This is a genomic window from Polynucleobacter asymbioticus (assembly GCF_018687575.1).
GTDB lineage: Bacteria > Pseudomonadota > Gammaproteobacteria > Burkholderiales > Burkholderiaceae > Polynucleobacter > Polynucleobacter asymbioticus_C.
In genome coordinates, this window is sequence record NZ_CP061297.1 from 499,492 (window position 1) to 522,522 (window position 23,031).

A 23,031-nucleotide genomic window follows, 5' to 3' on the forward strand; every position below is an offset into this window, starting at 1 on the left:
TTATTTGAGGGTATTGCTTCAGTAAATTCTACTTCTCAATCCCATGTTTACTGGAAATATCACTACTTTGGGTGAAGTGACGATAATGTCGCCATGGCTTTAATCGTACTCACTGATGCAAAACTGGCTTTTGGCCACGTTGACCTCCTCGCAAATACTGCTTTCTCATTGGAATCTGGGGAGCGTGTTGGCTTAATTGGCCGCAATGGCACTGGCAAATCTTCTTTATTGAAGATCTTGGCTGGCATAGAAAAAATGGATGATGGTTTGCTGCAATATCAGCAAGGCCTCAGAATTGCCTATGTTCCACAAGAGCCCATATTTGAGGCTGAGGAGACCGTCTTTGATGCAGTCTCCAAAGGGGTAGCTCAAGCTAAGGCTCTGCGTGAGGAGTATGAAGCTCTCAGTGTTGGAGATTGGGATGATGCGGCTCACCATCGCTTGGATGAGGTGCAATCCCAATTAGAGGCCCTCAGTGGTTGGAACTGGGAGCAACGTGTTCATGAAACACTCGATCGCCTCCATTTAGAAGCTGAGGTCAAGATTAATACCTTATCGGGTGGAACGAAGAAGCGCGTTGCTTTAGCTCGCGCTCTAGTGGAGATGCCGGATGTGTTGCTATTGGATGAGCCTACCAACCATTTGGATTTAGATTCGATTTCTTGGTTAGAGGATTTGCTCAAAGAGTACAAGGGTTCCGTTATTCTGATTACCCATGATCGTGCTTTCTTGGATAACGTCTGCACGCAAATTGTGGAGCTTGATCGCGGCATCTTACGCACCTACCCAGGAAATTTCTCGGCGTATGAGGTATTAAAAGATCAGGAAATGAATTCAGAGTCTCTGGCCAATGCACGTGCGGACAAATTACTTGCACAAGAAGAGGTTTGGATTCGTAAAGGGGTTGAGGCTAGACGTACTCGCAGCGTTGCTCGTATTGCTCGTTTAGAGGCTCTACGTACCAGTCGTTCGCAAAGGCGTGATGCTGTTGGCCAAGTGAAGCTCGCAGTTTCAGCAGGCGATAGGAGCGGTAAGATTGTTGCGGATCTGCAAAATGTTTCTAAGTCTTACGATCGCCCGATCGTGCAAGATTTCACGGCAACAATTTTGCGTGGCGATAAAGTGGGGCTGCTTGGTCCTAACGGCGCCGGCAAGACGACTCTTTTGAAGTTAATTCTTGGAACGATTGCGCCAGACTCTGGAACGGCAACAATGGGTACCCGTATTGAGGTAGCCTATTTTGACCAGATGCGCGAAGGCCTTGATCTCAACGCGTCGCTCGAGGATTACATCAGTCCCGGTAGCGAGTGGATCGAAATTAATGGCAACAAAAAGCACGTGAAGAGTTATCTGAGTGATTTCTTATTCGCACCAGAGCGTACTAATTCACCAGTCAGCACTTTATCTGGTGGGGAGCGTAACCGCCTATTATTGGCGCGCTTATTTGCCCGCCCTGCAAACGTCTTGGTTTTAGATGAGCCAACCAATGACTTGGACATCGATACTCTAGATTTGCTTGAGCAGCTACTTCAAGACTATAAGGGTACTGTGTTCTTGGTTAGTCATGATCGCTACTTCTTAGATAACGTCGTAACCAGCATTATTGCGAACGAGGGCGATGGCTTCTGGCGCGAGTATGAAGGTGGTTACGAGGACTGGAAGATTCAGAAAGCACGCTCAGATAAGATCCGCGCAGCTAATGGCGGCGCTAAGGCTGAGACAAAACAAGAAGTAAAAATTGAGCCTAAAGTTGAATCCAAGCCCGTGGTTGTAAAAAGCAGTGTGCAAAAGCTAAACGGCAAAGAGCGTCAGGAGCTAGAGGCATTGCCTTTGCAGATTGAAACTTTAGAAACAGAGCAAGCAGATATTGGTATTGCGATGAGTAATCCTGATCTCTATAAGAATGAGCCTGAATTAGCAGCGAGCATGCAAGCACGCTTATCAGAAATCACTGCCGATTTAGATATCAAATTACAGCGCTGGGAATTACTTTTAAGTCGCTCTGAATCTTAAGTTCATTTAACTTGCTTGGTTTATGGCTTGCTCAGTACCATAGTTAAAAACCTGGAAATATCTACTAGCTCATCTGGATGAAGAGAGTGTTCCATTGGATAGGTATTCCAATCTACCTGATAACCTAATTTTTCCAAGGTTTCGGCCGAAGCTTCTGCGCGCTCTGGAGTGATTACAGCATCCCAAACACCATGTGCCATCAATATCGGGGTCTTGCTATTGGCTTCACTTCTCTCGAGTGCCAGTGAATTTGCAAGCGGTAGGTAGCCTGACAGTGCCATGATGCCAGCCAATTGATGTGGAAAGCGAAGGCCGACCTGCAAAGACATGGCGCAGCCCTGTGAGAAGCCAGCCAAAACAATCTTTTCATAGGCAATGCCGCGACTTGCCTCTCGTTCAATTAACTCAGAGATTGCTAGCGCTGATTTATGAATGCCAGCCAAATCTTCGCGGGCATTGATCGCCCTCTCAGTAATGTCATACCAGGCTGGCATGACATAGCCACCATTAACTGTGACAGGTATAGAGGGTGCACTTGGAAAAACAAACCGAATGGTAGGGCATTTAGAGAGATTGAGTTGCGGAATGATGGGAACAAAGTCATTACCATCAGCACCGAGTCCATGAAGCCAAATTACAGAGGCGCTCGGGTTGGGGGCGGTTTCAATTTCAATGCAGGGCAATGTGCTCATTGATGTTTCATCCTAGATTCTGGCGAAGTAGTTGGTTTCGCAGGCGACTAATTTCTTCCAAAAGATCGAGTGCTAAAGCAACACCAGGGGTATTGAGTTCAAGATCATGAGTCAAATGAGCAGCAGTCTTCGCGCGCTTAAGAGACTCTCCACTAAAGCGCCAGTCTTCCGGACTTGATCCAGCGGGACTGAGAACGCCCTCCGATACCCAAGACATGATCAGCTCTTCTGGTGCGCGTGTAGCTTGTGAAATTTCCACGATGCTCATGTGCACCTCTTCTTCAACAACGCTACCTTCAATCCAGGTGATTTGTGTTTGTGTCATGTTCATCATCCCTTCAGGTGGGTTCTGGGGTTGAAATCAAAAGCTTTCTCTAGTGTTTGATAGGCTTCTTTTTGCGCATCCGTTTCAGCATTCGGCAGAACAATATTAGGTACTACATATAAATCACCAGCCTCTTTGCTTGGGATGCCTTTTTCTTTGAGTCGCATCTTGCGGCCAGTAGCTGTACCTGCGGGAATCTTTAGCTCCAAAGTGGAGCCTGTGGGAGTGGGGATATTCACGGTTGTTCCGAGTGCGGCTTCCCATGGTGCCAGTGGCAAATCAAGATATACATCTTTGCCATCCACGCGATAAATGGGGTTTGGATGGAAATCAATCTCAAGGTAGAGATCGCCGGCACCGCCCGTACCCATGCCTGGACCGCCTTGCCCAGCTAAGCGTAAGTTTTGCCCAGCTTTGATGCCTTTAGGAATGCTGACATCAAGTTTGCGTTCTTGGGTACTGACATGACCACTGGCATCTTGCGTAGGCATATGCAGAGCAATGGTGCGTTTTGCGCCGTTATAGGCATCAGCAAGGTCAATCAATATTTTTGCGTGATGATCTTGGCCTTTAAAGTTCATGCCTTGACGGGGGTTCCCGCCTCGACCGCCTTGAGTGTGGCGACCCCTGCCAAAAAGAGATTCAAAGAATTCACTCTGATCACCTTCATAGCCACCACCAAATCCACTAGTACCGCCTCCAAAGTTACCGTCGGAATATTCAAATCCCTCATTCCAGTTTGGTGGTGGGGTGAAATCTTGACCATTTTTCCAATTGGCGCCCATGCGATCGTATGCAGCACGCTTCTCAGTATCTTTCAGTACCGAGTAGGCTTCACCGACAGCTTTAAATTGTTCTTCTGCGCCAGCTTCTTTATTGACGTCTGGATGATATTTGCGGGCTAGCTTGCGGTAAGCCGCCTTGATCTCTGCCTCGGTAGCACTGCGTGCTACTCCGAGTGTTTCATAGTAGTCCCTGAATTTCATAATCCTAATGAAGTCCCGATTAAGTCAATAAGCTTCATTCTACAATCCTCAGCACTCTTTTTTGCCTAGTTTTGAGTAAAGAAAAAGCGGGCATCAAGCCCGCTGAGGATCGCCTGAGGTCTGATACTGGGCTTAGCTCATTACCCCAACTTGCCAAGGTACGAATTCATAATCTCCAAGACCCAAAAGTTCGCTTTTTGAAGCCTCACCAGAAGCTGTTTTTAGAAAGAGTTCAAAAATGCGCTGCCCCATTTCTTGGACTGAAACCGTGCCATCCAAGATCTCACCGCAATTGATATCCATATCTTCAGTCAGTCGCTCATACATCGGGGTATTGGTGGCGAGTTTGATGCAGGGCGCTGGCTTTGATCCAAACATGGATCCACGTCCTGTGGTGAATGCAATCAGGTTCGCACCACCAGCAATCTGCCCGGTTGCCGAAACAGGGTCAAATCCGGGGGTATCCATAAATACAAAGCCCTTCGCTGTTACGGGTTCTGCGTATCGATAGACTTCCATTAGGGGGCCTGTGCCGCCCTTCATAGAGGAGCCAAGTGATTTTTCAAAAATATTGGCTAGACCGCCAATTTGATTTCCGGGGCTGACTTGTCCATTGATTTGGACATCGCGACCCACGGAGTATTCATCTTTCCACCAGCGAATACGTTGGATTAATTTCTCGCCAATTTCCTTGCTCGCAGCTCGGCGAGTTAGCGTATGTTCAACACCGTAAATCTCGGGTGTTTCGGAGAGAATGCCCGTGCCACCATGGCGCGACAAAATATCAATTGCAGCACCTAAGGCTGGGTTTGCGGTGATAGAGGAGAATCCATCTGATCCACCGCATTGCAGCCCAACGCATAGGTGGCTTGCAGAAACAGTCTGACGTTTTGCTTTATTGGCCTCTGGTAAGAGTGCTTTAACGGCTTCAATGCCAGCTTCAATTGTTTTGCGTGTGCCACCAGTCTCTTGCATGATGAAAGTATGCAAAGTAGAGTTTTCTTGGAGAGACTCTTGCTCCATTAATCCTTTGAGTTGATTGCGCTCGCAGCCTAATCCGATGATTAGGGCGGCAGCCAAGTTAGGATGTTGGGCATATCCTGCCATAGTTCGGCGAAGTAGTTGCATTGGTTCACCAGTCATCTCCATGCCGCAACCAATGCCATGACTAAAGGCGACAACGCCATCAATATTGGGAAAGTCTTTTAATCGCTCTGGAGTAAACCATTCTGCAATTTTGTTGACCACAGTTGCAGAGCAATTGACGGTAGATAGAATGCCAATGAAATTGCGTGTACCCACTTTCCCATTGGCGCGCACGTAACCCTGAAAGGTAGCGCGCTCAGATTCCGGGAGAAGTTTGGTGGGTTTGTACTCGCTGGCGTAAGCGTAGTCGCGATCAAATTCACGAAACTCTGTGTTGTGACTATGAACCATCATGCCAGGTTCAATATCGGTATTGGCGAAGCCTACCGTCACGTTGTATTTCAGAATCGGCTCGCCCTTAAGAATTTTCTTCGCAGCAATTTTATACCCTGCAGGAACCTGGCTTCGGCTTGTGAAGCTCTCGCTCGGTACAGCTTCACCAATACCAATATCTACGCGAGCAACAACAATATTGTCATTGGGGTGGAGGCGAATGATTGGTCCGGCTAATTTTTTTTCAGTTGTTTCAATCATGTAATGCTTTCGGTATATAGGTTTTTATTAATTAGTCCATATTCAATACATCAAAGGCTGCTTTCAACCTTTTTGAATATGAATTCGAGGTTTTCTGAATTTCTTCCGGCGTCCATTTTCTGAAGCCCTCACCAGCCTTCATACCGGTCTTTCCATCTTGCATCAGTTGCACCACTTTTGGCGGTAGGGTAGTGATGTTTGAAAGAGATGGGTAGATTTCTTTTGCTGCATTAGCCATTCCATCCCAGCCAGATATCTCTTTTTGGGTCATCGGACCAACGGCTGCATAACGAAAACCAAAGCTGTAGCGCACGGCATCATCAATATCTTCAGGGCTTGCAATTCCCTCTTGCACAAGGGAGAGCGCCTCTCTCATCAATGCATGCTGAATTCGATTGGCTAAAAATCCAGGAATATCTTTTTTAACGAGCACTGGTTTTTTATCGATCGCTTTATACAACGCGCATATCTGCTCTGCAAAGACTGACTCTGTTTTTTCTCCCATCACAATCTCTACCAGCGGGACTACTTCTGCCGGCATAAAGTAGTGAGCACCCATCATTCGGTTAGCAGTTTTTAGATCAGCAGAGATTTTGGTAATCGGAAAGCCTGAGCTATTACTGCCGATTGGTATGTGAGCTGGCACCTTGTCATCAAGGTAAGCAAAAATTTGTTTCTTTAACTCCAGATTTTCAGCAACCGTCTCAATTACCCAGGAGCAATCACCCCATGATTCCCAGGCTTCCATGGTGGTGGTCACTTGAGTTGCTTCGATGGTGGCCGCATCCAGCGCAGCATTCTCACCATGCAAGCCAATCTTGATTGCTAGTTGAATAGCCTTTTTAAGACAGTCACCGGATTTCTCTTTGCTTCTTCCCAGTATTGCAACGGGAATGCTGTGAGAGATAAATCCTGCTGCAATTCCTGCGGCCATAGTACCAGTGCCGATTACGGCTACAAATTGACTCATATTTTTATCTTATGCGGTTAAGTTTGGGAGGTCTGTAAGTTTATTGATTTCGGTAAATACAGTAGATTATCATTAATTATGTTTTAATGATTCAGTATCAAATTTAACTTGTCCGTATAACTTTAGAAAGTTTTTGCTATGACGATGCATAACCCATTTCAGCCGGTAGAAAAAATTAAGGCAGAAGTTTTTATGTCGATGCCTGCTAAATTCAGAAAAAAATCCCGTACCGCTTGGTCAGACCCTAATCGTCAGAATGCTGAAGTGGAGTGCTTTTTAGAGGGTCCTTCGTTTGATCGTGAGGGTAACTTATGGTTTCTGGATATTCCTTTCGGCCGGGTTTTCAGAATTACACCTAAGGGCGACTGGGATCTGGTGACTCAGTTTGATGGCTGGCCTAATGGCTTGAAGTTCCATAAAGATGGTCGCGCGTTTATCTGTGATTACAAACTAGGCTTATTGGCCCTTGATCCCAAGACCGGCAAGGTTGAAACAATCTTAGGATCCATGTATAGCGAAAACTTCAAGGGCTTGAATGATTTGCACTTTGCTTCCAATGGCGATCTTTACTTTACCGATCAAGGTCAAACTGGCATTGCTGACCCAAGCGGAAGGGTATTTAGATTGCGAGCCAATGGCCAATTAGATCGTTTGGCTATAAACGTCCCAAGTCCCAATGGTATTACCTTGAATACACAAGAGAAGCATGTATTTGTTGCCGCCACAAGATCCCAGCAAATTTGGCGCCTGCCTCTCATGGCAGATGGCTCCGTTTCTAAAACCGGTGTGGCTATTCAGTTGACTGGCGGTGTTGCTGGTCCAGATGGTATTGAGATGGATTCTGAGAATGGATTGCTGGTATGTCATCTAGGTATTGGTATCTGGAGATTTGACAGCAATATGCTCCCAACACATTTGATTTACTCGGATAACCCACATCATCATCACTTAGCAAACATGTGCTTTGGTGGGGAGGATGGTAGAGATTTGTACATTACTGAATCTCTCTCTGGTGACATCTTGAAGGCGCGTTTGCCGATAGCTGGTAAGAAGATGTTTGGTCTCTCCTAAATTGAAAGAGTCTCTACCGCTCTATAAGGCCTTAGCAAATGCGCTGACTCAGCGGATTTATGAGGGCGATTGGGCGGTAGGTTCTTATTTGCCATCGGAAGCGAGTCTCTGCAAAAGCTTCGAGGCAAGTCGCCATACATTAAGACACGCTCTTCAAACCTTGGAGAGGGATGGTCTGGTGCTGCGTCGTCAAGGAGCGCCAACTCAAGTCATCTCAAGGCGAAAAGTGAGAAGGTTTACTCAAAGCTTTAATTCGCCTATTGATATTTTGAGTTATCCAAGAAACACCTATCGGCAAAATATTGTTCAAGATTTTATTGAGCTGGACAAGCCGCTGAGCGAAATGATTGGTAGCGCAGTAGGCTCCTCTTGGTATCACATCGGAGGAATCCGAAAACAACGGGACTCTGAAGAAGTAATTGCATGGACTGATATCTACATCCTTCCTCAGTTTGCATCCTTAACCTCGGACCCTGAGCATAGTCAAGTCATGGTATTCGAGCAGATCGAGAAAAAATATGGCACTCGAATTGATCGAGCCGAGGTGGACGTTTATTCCATAGGTTTACCTGCGCATATTGCAAAGAGACTTGAGTTGAAGGTGGGTGATCCATGTCTAGTGATTGTGCGTAGATACTTTGATAATCAGGATAAACTTTTTGAAGTCACTTTCACCTACCACCGGCACAATAAGTACACTTATAAGATGGAGTTTAAGAGTGATATCGGAAATTAAATTGCAAGAATCAATATGAAATACTTATCTATCACTAAAGCCGAAGTATTTATTGCTGAAGCATTGCATGCTAATCAAGTGCCCTTGGTGGATGCTCAAGTTGTTGCGCAGCTGATGGTGAAGTCAGATCTCGTTGGCGCTGATGGCCATGGAATTTTTAGATTGCCTGCCTACATCAAGAGAATTCGTGCAGGTGGCATCAACCTTGCCCCTAACATTCATATCGAACGTGAGCAGGGTGCAACCGCTTTAATTAATGGTGATAACGCCTTGGGTCATCTCGTAATGAATAAGGCGGTCGATATTGCAATAGAAAAGGTGAAACAACACAGTGTTTGTTGGGTAGGTAGTCACTATGGAAATCACTCTGGAGCAGCATCTGTATATGTGAGAAAGTTGGCAGAGCAAGGCTACATTGGTATTTACATGGCCGTTGGTAATGCTAATCATATGGCGCCATGGGGCGGTATTGATTTGTTGTTGTCAACCAATCCCATTGCGATTGCTGTGCCATCAGGTGACAAGCCAATTGTTCTACTGGATATTGCCACTACGGTAGCTGCATACGGCAAGGTAAAACTTGCCGCTCAAAAGGGTGAGTCTATTCCGGATACTTGGATGATTGATAGGTATGGTCAGCCAATTACAGATCCCCAAAAATCTAGCGAAGGTTCTTTGCTGCCAATTGGTGGATACAAGGGGTATGGACTTGCTGTAATGATTGGCTTGCTTGCTGGAGCATTAAACAATGCGGCTGTTGGTAAGGGTACGATCGATTTCAATGCCCACCATGACCTCATCACCAATACAGGTCAAACAATTATTGCAGTCGATCCCAGTGCTTTTGGGGATAAGGATTTATTTACTGCCCGAGTGATTGCATTAGTTGAGGATTTGAAAGCTTCCTCTAAGTTACCCGGCGTTAACCAGATTCGAGTTCCTGGGGATGGTGCCGCTAAAGTAATGTCAGAGCGACTTCAGAATGGCATCCCGATATCTACAGAATTACAAGAGTCGTTGAATAACTGTGCCAAGGAGTGTGGAATTGCAGCATTAGATTTATAACTTAACGAAGGAGACAAAAATGATTAAAAAATCAATTAAAAAAATAGTTTTAGGTTCTTTAGTATTGCCCTTAGTGTTAGGAACAGCATTTGCTGCCTACCCAGATAAGCCAATTAAGATGTTGGTTGGGTATGCACCAGGAAGCTCAACGGATATCGTTGGAAGAATGGTGGCAAATGAGCTGAGTATTGCCTTAAAGCAGTCAGTCATCGTTGAAAATAGAGGCGGTGCTGCAGGAAGCTTGGCAGCTGATGCGGTGGCGAAAAGCGCTCCTGACGGTTACACCGTTCTGTTTGCGCAAAATGGTTTAGCAATTAATGTGGCTGCAAATCCAAGATTACCGTTTAACGGCCAAAAAGATTTACTGCCTGTGGTTGGCGTAGCCGCTACTCCGCACATCTTGATTGTGAATAACAATTCAAAGGCTAAAAATGTAGCCGAATTGATTGCCATGCTCCGGGCTGATCCGGGAAAAATGAGCTTTGGCTCTTCTGGAATTGGGAACTCTGATCATATGGCTGGAGAGTTATTCTTGGCAACTACCGGCACCCAAGCAATTCATATTCCATATAAAGGTGGATCACCAGCTGCAACTGACTTGGTGGGAGGTCAAATCGATTTTTACTTTGCCGGCATGCCAGTTGGACTCCCTTTATATAAAGGCGATAAAGTAAATGCATTAGCCGTTACTAGTAAAAATCGTTTTAGCGGAGTTCCTGATTTGGTGACAATGCAAGAGGCTGGTGTAAAGGGTTATGAAATGGCATTGTGGCAAGGGATGTTTGTACCTGCAGGAACACCTCCTGCAATTATCAGCACACTTAGTACGACTATTCTGAAAATTCTAGAAACTCCAGAAATGAAAGAGCGTTTTGTAAAAGCAGGCGTACAAATTGCACCTATGAATACTCAGCAATTTTCAGACTTGTATACCTCTGATATTGCTAGATGGAAAGTAGTGATTGAAAAGGCAAAAATTAAGCTGGATTAAATTCTACTTAACTCAAAATGGGGTGTTGGCGTAAGTTGACACCCCATGTTTATTATTGATAAAGATCAAAGACTAAGACTTCAGCATCCTTGCCGTTGCTAATAATTAACTTAGTTTCGCCTTCAATGAATAAAGCATCTCCACCAGATAGTTTTATACCGTTGATATCTAGTGATCCTCTTACAAGGTGGACATAGGCTTTACGTTTTGGATCAAGATCGAATTGCTGCGACTGCGCATCATTAAATAATCCTGAGTACATTTTGGCATCTGCATGAATTTTGACGGCATTGCTTCCGCCATCCGGGGAGGCAATGAGGCAAAGTTTTCCCTGCTGATCTGCTGGGGAAATAGATTTTTGCTCGTAGCTCGGAGGGATCTCTGTGACATTGGGCTCAATCCAAATCTGCAGAAAATGGGTGCTCTGATCCTTGGCGTGGTTGAATTCACTATGGGTGACGCCAGAACCGGCACTCATGCGTTGAATATCGCCCGGTGGAATACCTTTCATGTTCCCCATGCTGTCTTCATGAGCCAATTCACCAGATAAAACATAGCTGATGATTTCCATATTGCGATGGCTGTGTTTGCCAAAACCCATGCCTGCAGCAACTCGATCCTCATTGATCACCCTTAAATTGCCCCAGCCCATAAATTGGGGGTCGTAATAAGCTCCAAAAGAGAAGGAATGAAAGCTTTTCAGCCATCCATGGTCAGCGTAGCCACGGTCTTGAGATTTTCGAAGGGTGAGCATGATGAAGATCTTTTCTGGGGAAGGTAAGCACATTATCATTAGCTTTTGACATATTTGCTGATTGGCCTTCCATGGGAAGTATCAAACAAGACATTGCGGAAACCTACCTAGGTCTCTATGAGACCGCTCAAGAAAAGTGGGGGGACTTTACTCAGTTTTTGAGGGAGGCTTGGCCCTTATTGCTAATTTTGTTGATTGCGTTGATGGGGGTCTGGTTGTATGCAGATCCGCCACCACCGAGGCATGTTGTCATGGCGACAGGTCAGCCGGGTGGCGCCTACCATGCTTTAGGTAAAAAATACGCGGCTTTTTTTGAGAAAAAAGGAATCACACTCGAACTCCTCGAGACTAAGGGAGCCCAAGAAAATATCGAGTTTTTAGCTGATCGTAAAAATCCTGTTCAAGCTGCTTTTGTGCAGGCGGGGGTATTTAATCCGCATGGCATTAAAGGTGTGCAATCACTGGGCACAATTTCTTATGATCCGATTTGGTTGTTTTATCGGGGAGTGGCCGTAAAGGGCGATAATTTTCAGGAAATTAAAGCACGTGCTCAGCACTTTCTGAACTCCAGAATGTCTGTTGGCGAAAAAGGTAGTGGGACTTATGCGCAAGCAATGCAAATCCTTAAGGCCAATGGGTTTGATGTGGGATCTCATTTTCTTTATCTCTCCGGAGCAAAATCTGTTGAAGCTTTGCAAAATAAAGAGATTGATGCCGCATTCATTGTGGATGCATTTGAATCACCTAATGTGCAGACTTTATTAGCGGACCCAAGTTTGAATGTGTCAGCATTTGATCGTGCAGAGGCTTACACCCGCTTACTTCCGTATATGCAAATTCTGAATGTTCCGGCAGGTGGATTTAGTTTGATCCGTAACTTTCCGCCTAGGGATATTAAGTTGATGGCCTCGACTACGAATCTGCTGATTGATGACAGAATGCATCCGGCGATTCAGTTTTTATTTTTAGAGGCTGCCCGTGAGATTAACGGAAAGTCCAGTTTCTTTTCTGAGCATGGTGAATTCCCATCCTTTAAGCATCCAGGTATGCCGGAAAGTCCAGTAGCTTTGCATTATGAAAAAAATGGCTCTCCTTTGTTGATGACCTACCTACCATTCTGGTTGGCTGAGATGGCCAATCGCTTGATCTTTGTACTGCTGCCATTCTGCGCCTTGGCTTACCCGGTTTTACTGACTTTGCCTGGCTATCGTAATAAACGTATGCGCCGGAAGATCAACCAGCTCTATGGTGTTCTCAAAACATATGAGCAAGAGTTAACGACCAACTTCGAGCCAGAGAAAAAAGATGAGTACCTTAAGAAGCTCGATTTTCTGGAATATCAAGCTATTCAGCTAAAGGTTTCGAAAAGCATGTCTAGTGATTACTTCGCTTTGCGGACTAGTATTGATTACGTCCGGAGTTGTTTAAATCGAGGCTTTCATCCCTTCCAGCTTCAAGAGGATTCTAGTGGCGTATAGTTTGTTAATACCGATTAATACGTAATTCTTATGAAACCTTATGATCACCCCGCTCGCAAACAGTTGCATGAAGAGGTGCATGCGCGCCCACCAATTGCGCTTTGGCCAAATGAAAGGGTGTTATCCCAATCCTTTCTGCTAGATGCTAATTCTCGCCAGACTCAAATTCAGTGGATTCAAAAGCTCAGCGCTGCATTGGGCATCACCAATGATCATGAACAGGACCATTCTTTTAAGATGCTCACCTTGGCGCCTGAGCCAGAGAGGGTGCTAATAAAGTGGGAGCTGCATGGCGAGTTTGCAACTATCGCGGCGATTGTGCATAACCCCGTCAAAATTACTGGGCCACTCTTGGAGTCTCGTCTAGATCTTGAGAAGGGTCTGGACGTATTATTTCAAGACTTAGGCTGCCCGACCATTGTTGAGGCAGGGGGCGAAAGAATTTCTGCATTAGATCTTGCGTTTGAACATCGCCCTCTATTTGCAGAGGCTCAAGAGGTATCCGCTATTTTTAGTGGCAATACCGTATTGGGTAGTTACATCCTATCGAACAAGAAGGCTCAGTTGTGGACGGATTTGCGTTTGGATGAGGATGGCTTTATCTCCTACTTTATTCCGCATGACGTTTTAGGTTCACGCCAGGCTGGCCGTGTAGCGCGAGCTATTGCTGAAGCAGAAACCTATCGCATGGCGGCCATGATTGCTTTCCCAGTAGCCAAGAGTCTTTCCATGCCACTGAGGAGTGCAGAGTCAGAATTGGCAGACTTGTCTAAGAATATCTCCCAGTTGCAAACCGAGCCCGGTGTACATACTGAAAAAGACGGACAGTTCTTGGGCGAACTCTCTCATTTGGCATCAAGGGCTGAGCAGTGGATCTCTGGATATGGGTTACGCTTTACTGCTTCGGAGGCCTATAGCCAATTGCTCAGTAAAAACTTATACGAACTAGCGGAATCCCCGATTGCTGGGGTGCAGTCCCTCTCTGAGTTTATGGATCGACGTTTTCAGCCTGCTATGGGTACCTGTATCTGGACGCAGCGTAGATTAAAAGAATTATCTGATCGTATTTCGAGAACCACTCAAACCTTAAGAACGCGTATTGAGTTTGTGAATGAAGAGCAAACACAAAAATTACTTGCCAGCATGGATCAGCGAGCACGTTTGCAATTGCGCTTGCAAGAAACTGTAGAGAGCCTGTCGGTCTTGGTGTTAACTTACTACGCAGTGAGTTTATTAGCCTATGTTGCGAAGGGCGGTAAAGAAGCTGGCTTTGCTATTCATCCAGAAATTATTGCCGCCATTGCTGCTCCAGTAGTGGCCATCATCTTCTTATTGATTAGCAAGCGAAGACGCAAGCGAATTATTGAGATGGGTAAATCTCTGTAGATATTAAAAAAGAGGCCGAGGCCCCTTTTTTAATGAGCATCATTACTGCTTAACCCAGGCTATCAGCCCAGATATTGTGTGCCCAGCCCCAAGCATAAACGCCCTCAAGAGTACTTGGAGCAGGTGAGAGGCCGCCTGAACCTGGAACAGTCTTGAAGGTTTTCTCGGCAGCGTTGTATTGATGAACGCTGGCGACGTGAACCACTTCTCGATCATTCACAAAGCTGTAGCAGGTGTTGGTGAGCACTGGCGCTGGATTAACTTCCCAACCACTCAATTCTGCAACGATGGCCGCAGCCGCCACTTTGGCATGTTGGTTAGCCATGTGGCCAGACTTCGGCATTAATGGCGCAATTTGAATGGCATCACCCAAGACGTGGATGTCTTTGCGTGCGGTGGATTCAAAGTTGAGGAAGTTGACGTTCACCCAGCGACCGTTGGAATTGGCAAGCCCAGATTTAATCGCAATTTCACCGGCAGCCATTTGAGGCAAAACATTCAATACATCGGCCTTCACATCGTCTTCAACTTCGAGTTTGAGTGTTTTAGTTTTTGCATCCACCCCAACGACATTGCTCTTTGGACGGTACTCAATGATTCCAGCGTACTGTTCAGCCCACACCTTTTTGAACAATGCCCCTTTGGAAGTGACATCTTGGTTGGCATCCAAAATGATGACCTTACCTTTAGGGTTGTGCTGTTTGAGGTAATTAGCTACTTGGCAAGCACGCTCATAAGGTCCTGGAGGGCAGCGATATGGAGCCTCTGGAATGGTAATTGCAAAGGTACCACCTTCACGCATAGCAGCAATTTGCTTATGCAGGGCAACAGTTTCTGGCCCGGCTTTCCAGGCTTGTAAAGTTATGCCATCTTTGTTGGCCTGCGCTAGACCTTCAACGCTCTTGAAATTGAGTGACACACCAGGAGAAACGACTGCTTTGTCGTAACGCAAAGTTTTACCAGAAGCGAGGGTCACCGTCTTCTTGTCTGGATCAATGCTACTGACGCTATCTTGAATGATCTTGATGCCATGACGCTTGCTTAGCGTGTCGTAAGGAGAAGTAATTTCAGCTAAATTTCTTGATCCACCAATAACCAAATTGGACATTGGGCAAGAAATAAAAGAGGTATTGGGCTCAATGAGGGTAACTCGAGCAGTATTCTTAGAGAACAAGCGCAAATACTTGGCGGCAGTAGCACCACCGTAGCCACCACCAATCACCAAAATTTCTGCTTTTTGTAAATTAGCAGCTTTTGTTTGACTTGATAAACCTGCAAGCAAGCCTACGGCTGCAGCGCTCTGACCTATAAAATGTCGACGATCCATGGCGCCTCCTTATTGTTTCTTGCCAAGTTGATTGGCAATAGTAGTGAGTTGTTCATCGGTATAGCCTTTTGCTAATTGAGGCATGATCGTGCCTTCTAGCGCGCCACTTTTATAAGCTTTGAGCTTAGCGAGCATCTCTTGGCTGGTCAGGTTATTGATGAGAGGCATGCCACCATCAACGACACCTTTGCCATCGGTGCCGTGACAATTGGCGCAGGTTGCAGCTAGGCCACGTTTATAGAGTTGGTCGGCCGTTTGCGCAAGGCTGAGGCCACTCCACTGGCTCAGGCCAATCAGGGTGCTGGCTAGCAAAATGGGTTTTAGATACTTCACTCGCATAGGAATAGTCTCCGTCATACATACTGCTGTTCTAAGGATGGTGCTGATAGATCCTATCTTAATCAGATAGTAGTGAGATTGGTGGTTTTACTTAGATGGATTTTCAATAAGCTTAGAACAATAAACGGGGGTGATCGCCCCAATAGTTTTTAGTATGTAAGTCCAAGACCTATAAACTATGGGTATGCGAGGCTCCTTTACCTATCGAAATATATTGTTAATCCTACTTCTAGGTGTATTCACCTACTTGTATGGTTTGGATAGCCGATTTGCTCCTAAGAACGGGGATGAGTATCCCTACATGCATATCGTAAGAATGACTGCGGATGCCGGGGCTTGGTTGCCCCTACAGTCTGAGATGGATGGTATAAAAAACACCAAGCCTCCCTTAGTGTTTTGGGAGGGGATTGCCAGCACGAGCTGGGGACAGGACTGGACGCTTCTGGCGCTTCGTTGGCCTAGTGTTTTATATACCGGCCTGACGGCGTTTTTCTTGTTTCTTGCTGTAGCTCGCTTTAGTGGAAAAAAACAGACGGGCTTAATAGCGGCGCTAGTGTGGCTTTCCTTCTTTGCGACCTATCGCTATGGCCGACCATTTTTGACTGATCCCCCAGAAGTATTTTGGTTAAGCTTGCCATTCTTTGCCTTGCTGTATTGGGGTAAGTCTGCCTTTGAGTCCAAGCTTTTGTTTCCCTTATTAGCTGGCGCTTCTTTTGGCCTGGCATTACTGTCAAAGTCATTTGCCTATATTGTTCCTGCTGCATTTGCTTTGGGCTTGTTTTACTGGCGCTGGCGTGAGTGGAGTATCCCCAAAGTTTTACTGCAAGACTTGTACAAAGTAATTTTGATAAGCGTTCTGTCTTTGGGTGTCTTTGCCTTGTGGTTTGCCCTCGACCCATTTCCACAGGAAGTTTGGAAAGAATTTGTTCTGGGTGAGAATGCTGGTAAGTTTCAGGCTCGTAGCTCTAACTATCTTTTAGATTTAGTGCGTGGCGGCGACAGTATTTGGATGTTGGCTTTAACGACTCTTGCCAATGCTGGACTATTCACTTTTGTTTTAATTTCTGCCTTGCTTCAATGTTGGAGAGAACGACGCTTTATATCGCTTGAAGAAAGCTTGCTGCTGCTGTTGGCTTTGGCATTTTTTATTGTATTAAGTTTGCCAAGTCAGCGCTCTGGTCGGTACCTACTTCCCGTGATGCCAGCATTTGCTGCATTGATTGCCGTGTACTGGGATCGATTGCCTCTTTGGGGATTTCGGATTGCCTTGCTTTTGCAGTTGATCTTACTGTCCGTGCTCTCTTGGCTTGGTGGTAACTTACAGTTATCGAGTTTCTTAGGTCAGCCTGGTATTTGGAGTTATTCCCCTTGGCATTGGGCTTTCATGGGAATTGCGATTGCTTTAATACTGCTGGGTATCTTTACTCGAGAGCGAAGTAAGGTCATCGCTTTGGCTGGATGCTTTCTTTGCTACTGCGCGCTAACTAGTAGCCTATCTCCTTTAGAGGGTTCTCTGGGTCGATATTCACAAAGCACTATTCAGGATGTGGCTGGAAAGGATGTTTGGGTGCCTTGCGACTATCGTGCCAAAGATGAGGAGTATCGACTCTTGTTGCCAGGAGCAATATTGCATGGTTACTTAGCTAAGGATGCCAATCAAATTGATTTACTGAGCGCTACTTATCCATTACTAGCAGCACAGTCGCCGATAGGCATGGATCCTGTGATTTGTGAATCTTGCAAGATCGTGGGTAAACGGATGGAAATGCGAGCCCGTCATTCTGAAGCTGAAATTCAGGCGATACTCAGAGGTCAGATCGGAGAACATCTGTTTGTGAATGAATATTTAATTTCTACGCCTGCAACGATTGCGTTGCCCTTAATAGCTAAGGATGCTTGTCGATGAGTCGTATTATTGCTTTTTGTTTTCTATTACTTGCTTCGGTGCTGGGTTACCTACACATTGATAGTCGTCCAGTATGGGCGCCGTTCGCAAATGAATTTCCAGTTGGCAATGTTAATCAAGCAGATGATGCACTGGAATCATCCGAAGCTAGCAAGCCAAGTAAGAATGTAAAAAATACTGCGCCCGTAAGGCTTATTCAGCCAAGCTTACGGACAGATTGGCTGCCCGATACTGGGGCTCCATCCGTGCATGCTGCCTCTTTAATTGCACTTAAGGATGGTGGAGTCCGGGCTTTCTGGTTTGCAGGAAGCCGAGAGGGCGCACCAGACGTAGTAATTAATACATCTGTTTTTGATCCGCAGGCATCAAGATGGAGTGCTCCGACTGTTGTCATGGATCGTGTCAGTGCGGAGAAGGGTTTGTCTCGCTACATTGCCAAATTGGGCAACCCTGTCCCTGCAAGAATGGCTGATGGCCGCATGCAGTTATTTTTTGTGACTGTTTCTATTGGGGGTTGGGCAGGTAGCTCAATCTCTTCAGTGATTTCAGATGATGAGGGTTTAACTTGGGATCGACCTCAGCGACTTATTAGCTCGCCATTGATTAATCTCAGTACTTTGGTTAAGTCTCCAGCAATTGCATTTACAGATGGGCGTCTTGGTCTGCCGGGATATCACGAGTGGATTGGTCGTTTTGGTGAGTTCCTCAGAATCGAGGCGAGTCAGGTCATTGATAAGCGACGCATGAGTTCGGGTCGGGGCGCGATTCAGCCTGTAGTCTTTGCTGATGGGCCGCAAGAGGCAAGTGCTTTTTTCCGCCAAACTCGACCTGGTTCGCAGCCCAAACAAATTCCAGTCAGCGAAACTAGAGATGCTGGGCAGTCTTGGTCGATTGCAAAAGACCTCGAAATTCCGAATCCCAATTCTGCGGTTGCAGCGCTGACTCTAGCCAACGGCACTAGATTGATGGTGCTCAATAATATTGAGGCAGGGCGCTATCGCCTAGTGATGGTGATGCGTGAACCAAGCTCTATCCAATGGCAAGTGGTACAAGTTATTGAAGATGATGAGACTCTAGTAAATGATCTGCATCGAGAATTCTCTTACCCTTATTTAATTTCCGCCAATGGTGAAGATGCTCATCTTGTCTATACCTGGGATCGAAAAAAGATTAAGCATGTTTATTTTCCTGCGAATTGGCTCAGGCATGCTGTGAGCAATCTCAAAGAAATGGAGGCGCAATGATGGCCCCCTATTTGCAAATCATTGCTTTGCTTGAAATGTCGCTTACCTGTGCGGTAGTGCTCACGATTCTCATGCAAAAAATATCCTCAACAGAAATCCCGTTCGCAATTCGCCTAGTTGTCGTTTTGTTATTAGGAAATCTATTTTTCTGGCCCCTGGGAATGTCACTGGAATTGCCTTTATCTGCCTATGTGCGCGGCGCTACTGGCGAGCTCAGTATTGTCACGATGCTCTTATTGTGGAGTTCTGTATTGCCTGATGCTAAAAAGACACCGCTTGGATTTAAGCTGCCATTAGCGCTGATTGCGATTGTGTTTTATCCCTTGGCACTTGGTTTCGGAATGGTGGATCCTTATGCGTGGGGCTATGGCTCTATTACACTCTTGATTGCCGTTATTCTCTTTGCTATTGGCTGCGGCCTTGCTGGCTGGATCAAAGGTGTTTGGATTATTGCTTTTGCGATCATTGCCTGGGCGGCCAATTGGCACGAATCTGCAAACCTTTGGGACTATCTGCTGGATCCCTTCTTGGCGATCTGGGCTCTCATAGCTATACCCAAAGCGATCTATCTCAAGCGTCGTGAAAAGACTCAGTCAGGCTATCTCTTTAGGGCTGGTTAATGATTGTCAAACTAGTTAGTTAGTCAATTTACAGGTAACAAAAAAGCCAGCAGATCGCTGGCTTTTTTGTTGACTACTATTCCGAGAATTAATCTGGAATATTGGCTTTACGAATGACTGGACCCCAGACGTTGATTTCTTTATCAAGGTGATCCTTGAGTCCTTTGGCGGATACTTTCTCCATTGGCACGATATCAATGTTGGAATCTTCTAAACGCTTCTTCACATCAGGTGTATTCAATGCTTTCTTCAGAGCAGCATTGATTTTGTCCAAGATTGGCTGTGGAACGCCTTTTGGAGTGTATACACCGTGCCAAACTTTAACTTCAAAGCCTTTGAGGCCTTGTTCATTCAAAGTTGGGACGTTAGGAATTGCAGGCAAACGCTTCATGGTTGTTGTACCAAATGCTTTCACGCGACCATCCTTAATATATGGAATGGTTTGTGTAGTTTGGTCACACAAGAGGTCAACCTGACCGCCCAAGAGGTCTGTCAAAGCTGGACCAGTTCCTTTGTAAGGAATATTGGTGAGTCGAACGCCCATGCGGCTTTGGAATAACAGGCCGCATAACTGTGACACTGCACCTGGACCAGCGTTAGCCATAGTTACTTTTGAGCCGTTAGCCTTGATGTAGGCCTCGAGTTCTTTGAAGTTGTTTGCTGGCAAATCTTTTTTACCGAGCAAGACCATTGGCACGTCGGCAACTTGGCCGATGTACTCAAAGTTTGTCATTGGATCGTAAGGGAGCTTGTCATACAAGGCTTGTGCTGTGGCCATGCCCATGTGATGAATGTAGATTGTGTAGCCATCCGGAGCCGCACGTGCGACCTTGGTGGAGGCAATCGTGCCGCCAGCGCCAGGAACGTTCTCAACAACCACTGTTTGACCAAGTGCTTGACCCATTGGCACTGCGATTAAGCGTGCGATTGAGTCAGTTGGTCCACCGGCTGCAAAAGGAACAACCATAGTGATAGATTTTGTTGGCCAATCTTTTTGAGCTGATGCAATATTGCTGCCCAATAAAGTGCTGGCGCCAACAACTGCAGCAATTCCAGCGAAAAGGGTTTTCTTTAATTTCATTTAAGTCTCCGTTAATGTGTGCTACCTAGAGATTTTGCCATCTTTAAATGCCAATATGTTCAGTTTTTTCCTGAGGCACTTATTGACCATTGGGACGGTAGGGCGGGAGGGCAATAAATCATGCCGCCATTTAGGGTTTACCAGCAATAGCTATCGTTCTTTGGGCTAGCAAGACAACTGGACGGTCGATCATGCGGCCATCCAATTTGACTGCGCCCCCTTTGGACGCTTTGTCAGCCTCAATGACGCGATGCGCCCAAGAGACCTCCGAGGCCGTAGGCATAAAGGAATCCTTGACCAGGGAAACCTGTTTTGGATGAATACATAGCTTGCCGCCAAACCCCATTCTTTTGGCGCGCTCCGCATCATCTGTGATGCGTTCAATATTGTCAGTAGAAGGGGTAACCCCATCAATTGGAGGGGCAATTTGGGCTAAACGGGATGCCAACACGATCTGAAAGCGCGCTGTTTGAAGCTCAGTTTCTTGTGCATCACAGACCATTCCTAAGTCCGCCTGTAAATCAATATTGCCTAAGGCCAGACGTAAGACCTGCTCCGAGTTTGCAATTTCATTTAGGCGATCAAGACCAATGGCTGTCTCAATCATGGGAATGATGGCTGTATTGGGTAGGATTTGTGCTGCACCATTAATTTGGTCAAGGGATTCACTCTTTGGAATAAGTAAACATGCTGCATCTAAGTCTTGAACCAAGATTAGGTCTGCAGCATAAAAATGACTGCCAGGAGAATTCGAGCGAATGATCAGACGCTGTCTTTGCTCTGCAGTAAATGTAGGCCAAGCAGCTCGGATCGCTTTGCGTGCGGATTCTTTATCTTCCTCTGCTACCGCATCCTCTAAATCGATGATGACGCTGTCTGCACCACTATCAAGTGCTTTAGTAAAACGTTCAGGGCGAGTGCCAGGAACAAATAAGAAAGTGCTGCTAAAGCCGATGGGTGTATCAAGTGGGTTCATGTGTGAGGCTTTATTAATTAGGAGATCAATAGACTTATCTTGGACTGCTTGCGGATATTCCACAAGCGTTCTATTGCTGAGCTCATTTCACTTGGCGTTGCGCCGCCACTGAATACGGCAAGACGCATCGCTTTGTCCGTGATCTCTTCGCGACTTAAGGTATTGCCAGGATCACCCTTAGGTTCATCAACGCGACCCTCTAAAACCTCGCCGTTTTGTAAGTGCACCTTGACTTTGCCAATCCAGCGTTGAGGATAGGCGCTATCGACCTCTGGATCCAAGATCATGGTGACGCGATCACGGAATGCGCAAATTTCTTCATCGTGGAAATGTTGATCAAATTCCTGTAGGCCGGCAAATTGATAGTGCGCAACCAAGGCCAGTACGGTTCCCATCGAGAACTTGGACTGGTGCACGGTAGCTGGATCCGTTACTGGACCCAATACATCGATCGCACCTTGATGAACCAAGGTTTCCACCTTGGCAATATTACTTGGCTTGAGATGGTGCTTCAGCATGACTTGCAATAAAGCATCTGCAGCAGGATGAGTGTGGCGACATGAAGCGTGGTACTTAAAGCTGGTCTCAGCAATAGTCCAGCGACTACCCAATCGATCAGTTAGCTTACTAGGGTCTGCATCGCTGGACATGCCAGCAGCTAAACCTTGCTTGCCTTCTAGGATATGTTCGGCACCAGTAAAGCCTGATTGTGCCAAGTAGGCTGACATCAAACCAGTTGCAGCGGCATGCGCAGTATGGAGTTGCTTGGAGTCCGCGGCATCGCGCAGGAACTCCCAAAGGCCCGCGGATTGTGTTCCAGCAGAACCAAAGGCATGCAGCATTTGGCTTGGTGTGAGCTTCAGTAGATGACCTACGGCAGCAGCTGCTGCTAGGGTGCCAGCAGTACCGGTGGTGTGAAATGTTTTGTAGTGCGAGCGGCCTAAAAATTCACCAACGCGTATGCCTACTTCATAGCCCACAACAGCGGCCACTAGAAGATCTTCGCCTGAGGCGCCAATAGTCTGTGCCGTTGCCAGTGCAGCAGGAAACACCACAGTGGCTGGATGAAACACCGATCCATTGTGAACATCGTCTTGTTCGGCTACATGTGAAGCTGCTGCATTTGCTAAGGCAGCCAAGAAAGGGCTCGAGCTCTGACGACTAATGAGGATTTCAGCGGAGCCGGGATTGGCAGTATTAAAGCCACCCATATTTTGCGCAAACTGCGTAATCGTTTCTACCGGACGCGAACCTTTGCCAGCAATTGCTGAGCCAAACCAATCCACGAATAAATCCTCGGTGCGGGCAATCACCTCTTCAGGAATGTCGCTCATTTTTAATTCAGCAGCAAAAGTTGCTAGGGCTTTGGATAAGTGCGGAGTAGTCATTGG

At 46.3% G+C, this 23,031-nt stretch carries 21 protein-coding genes; 10 read left to right on the forward strand and 11 right to left on the reverse strand.

Going from position 1 to position 23,031, the window contains the following annotated elements; translation table 11 throughout:
* Window positions 1-93: 93 nt before the first annotated feature.
* The gene (locus tag AOC19_RS02605; RefSeq protein WP_215377348.1) at window positions 94-2,013 is read left to right on the forward strand and encodes an ATP-binding cassette domain-containing protein; all 1,920 of its coding nucleotides are present in this window, start codon (window positions 94-96) and stop codon (window positions 2,011-2,013) included.
* Between the two features lie 20 nt (window positions 2,014-2,033).
* Here AOC19_RS02605 and AOC19_RS02610 read toward each other — a convergent pair whose 3' ends face one another.
* From AOC19_RS02610 to AOC19_RS02630, 5 genes are all read right to left on the reverse strand, one after another.
* Entirely contained in the window at window positions 2,034-2,705 is a 672-nt protein-coding gene (locus tag AOC19_RS02610) for an alpha/beta hydrolase (protein WP_215377350.1), read from the reverse strand.
* Between the two features lie 7 nt (window positions 2,706-2,712).
* Window positions 2,713-3,030: a chaperone modulator CbpM gene (locus AOC19_RS02615; protein WP_215377351.1), complete on the reverse strand. Its 318-nt coding sequence runs from the start codon at window positions 3,028-3,030 to the stop codon at window positions 2,713-2,715.
* A 5-nt stretch (window positions 3,031-3,035) separates the two neighbouring features.
* Window positions 3,036-4,016: a DnaJ C-terminal domain-containing protein gene (locus tag AOC19_RS02620; protein WP_215377353.1), complete on the reverse strand. Its 981-nt coding sequence runs from the start codon at window positions 4,014-4,016 to the stop codon at window positions 3,036-3,038.
* A gap of 132 nt (window positions 4,017-4,148) precedes the next feature.
* Window positions 4,149-5,696, reverse strand: a complete 1,548-nt coding sequence (locus AOC19_RS02625; protein WP_215377355.1) for a UxaA family hydrolase — start codon at window positions 5,694-5,696, stop codon at window positions 4,149-4,151.
* A gap of 31 nt (window positions 5,697-5,727) precedes the next feature.
* The gene (locus tag AOC19_RS02630; protein ID WP_215377357.1) at window positions 5,728-6,666 is read right to left on the reverse strand and encodes a 3-hydroxyacyl-CoA dehydrogenase NAD-binding domain-containing protein; all 939 of its coding nucleotides are present in this window, start codon (window positions 6,664-6,666) and stop codon (window positions 5,728-5,730) included.
* Between the two features lie 138 nt (window positions 6,667-6,804).
* On the opposite strand from AOC19_RS02630, the gene AOC19_RS02635 reads away from it, so the two are divergent.
* The 4 genes from AOC19_RS02635 to AOC19_RS02650 are packed head-to-tail and all read left to right on the forward strand — an operon-like array spanning window position 6,805 to window position 10,529.
* Complete coding sequence (locus AOC19_RS02635; protein ID WP_251368065.1) at window positions 6,805-7,737, forward strand: SMP-30/gluconolactonase/LRE family protein; 933 nt, start codon at window positions 6,805-6,807, stop codon at window positions 7,735-7,737.
* 1 nt (window position 7,738) lies between these two features.
* Window positions 7,739-8,473: a GntR family transcriptional regulator gene (locus tag AOC19_RS02640; RefSeq protein WP_215377359.1), complete on the forward strand. Its 735-nt coding sequence runs from the start codon at window positions 7,739-7,741 to the stop codon at window positions 8,471-8,473.
* A gap of 15 nt (window positions 8,474-8,488) precedes the next feature.
* Entirely contained in the window at window positions 8,489-9,538 is a 1,050-nt protein-coding gene (locus AOC19_RS02645; protein WP_215377361.1) for an Ldh family oxidoreductase, read from the forward strand.
* A gap of 19 nt (window positions 9,539-9,557) precedes the next feature.
* Window positions 9,558-10,529, forward strand: a complete 972-nt coding sequence (locus AOC19_RS02650; RefSeq protein ID WP_215377363.1) for a Bug family tripartite tricarboxylate transporter substrate binding protein — start codon at window positions 9,558-9,560, stop codon at window positions 10,527-10,529.
* 52 nt (window positions 10,530-10,581) lie between these two features.
* Here the strand turns inward: AOC19_RS02650 and AOC19_RS02655 are convergent, their stop codons facing one another.
* Window positions 10,582-11,283: a pirin family protein gene (locus tag AOC19_RS02655; protein ID WP_215378028.1), complete on the reverse strand. Its 702-nt coding sequence runs from the start codon at window positions 11,281-11,283 to the stop codon at window positions 10,582-10,584.
* A gap of 71 nt (window positions 11,284-11,354) precedes the next feature.
* On the opposite strand from AOC19_RS02655, the gene AOC19_RS02660 reads away from it, so the two are divergent.
* Complete coding sequence (locus AOC19_RS02660; protein ID WP_215377364.1) at window positions 11,355-12,761, forward strand: TAXI family TRAP transporter solute-binding subunit; 1,407 nt, start codon at window positions 11,355-11,357, stop codon at window positions 12,759-12,761.
* A gap of 30 nt (window positions 12,762-12,791) precedes the next feature.
* Complete coding sequence (locus AOC19_RS02665) at window positions 12,792-14,147, forward strand: DUF3422 domain-containing protein (protein ID WP_215377366.1); 1,356 nt, start codon at window positions 12,792-12,794, stop codon at window positions 14,145-14,147.
* Between the two features lie 49 nt (window positions 14,148-14,196).
* Here AOC19_RS02665 and AOC19_RS02670 read toward each other — a convergent pair whose 3' ends face one another.
* Together AOC19_RS02670 and AOC19_RS02675 are read right to left on the reverse strand one after the other, a co-directional pair.
* Window positions 14,197-15,474, reverse strand: a complete 1,278-nt coding sequence (locus AOC19_RS02670) for an NAD(P)/FAD-dependent oxidoreductase (RefSeq protein WP_215377368.1) — start codon at window positions 15,472-15,474, stop codon at window positions 14,197-14,199.
* Between the two features lie 9 nt (window positions 15,475-15,483).
* Complete coding sequence (locus tag AOC19_RS02675) at window positions 15,484-15,831, reverse strand: c-type cytochrome (protein ID WP_251368066.1); 348 nt, start codon at window positions 15,829-15,831, stop codon at window positions 15,484-15,486.
* 283 nt (window positions 15,832-16,114) lie between these two features.
* Here AOC19_RS02675 and AOC19_RS02680 point away from each other — a divergent pair, with 283 nt between their 5' ends.
* The 3 genes from AOC19_RS02680 to AOC19_RS02690 are packed head-to-tail and all read left to right on the forward strand — an operon-like array spanning window position 16,115 to window position 19,583.
* Window positions 16,115-17,719 carry an ArnT family glycosyltransferase gene (locus tag AOC19_RS02680; RefSeq protein WP_251368067.1) on the forward strand — a complete coding sequence of 535 codons (1,605 nt, stop codon included), beginning with the start codon at window positions 16,115-16,117 and terminating at the stop codon, window positions 17,717-17,719.
* The gene (locus tag AOC19_RS02685; RefSeq protein ID WP_215377370.1) at window positions 17,716-18,963 is read left to right on the forward strand and encodes a sialidase family protein; all 1,248 of its coding nucleotides are present in this window, start codon (window positions 17,716-17,718) and stop codon (window positions 18,961-18,963) included. Before AOC19_RS02680 ends, AOC19_RS02685 begins: the two co-directional genes overlap by 4 nt.
* Window positions 18,960-19,583, forward strand: coding sequence for a hypothetical protein (locus AOC19_RS02690; RefSeq protein WP_251368068.1), 624 nt, complete (start codon window positions 18,960-18,962; stop codon window positions 19,581-19,583). Before AOC19_RS02685 ends, AOC19_RS02690 begins: the two co-directional genes overlap by 4 nt.
* An 88-nt stretch (window positions 19,584-19,671) precedes the next feature.
* On the opposite strand, the gene AOC19_RS02695 is transcribed toward AOC19_RS02690, so the two are convergent.
* The 3 genes from AOC19_RS02695 to AOC19_RS02705 form a co-directional block, all read right to left on the reverse strand.
* A complete protein-coding gene (locus tag AOC19_RS02695; protein ID WP_215377371.1) occupies window positions 19,672-20,664 on the reverse strand; it encodes a Bug family tripartite tricarboxylate transporter substrate binding protein in 993 nt (330 codons plus the stop codon).
* Between the two features lie 130 nt (window positions 20,665-20,794).
* The gene (locus AOC19_RS02700) at window positions 20,795-21,640 is read right to left on the reverse strand and encodes an HpcH/HpaI aldolase/citrate lyase family protein (protein WP_215377373.1); all 846 of its coding nucleotides are present in this window, start codon (window positions 21,638-21,640) and stop codon (window positions 20,795-20,797) included.
* A gap of 17 nt (window positions 21,641-21,657) precedes the next feature.
* A complete protein-coding gene (locus AOC19_RS02705; protein WP_215377375.1) occupies window positions 21,658-23,028 on the reverse strand; it encodes an MmgE/PrpD family protein in 1,371 nt (456 codons plus the stop codon).
* Window positions 23,029-23,031: the final 3 nt, after the last annotated feature.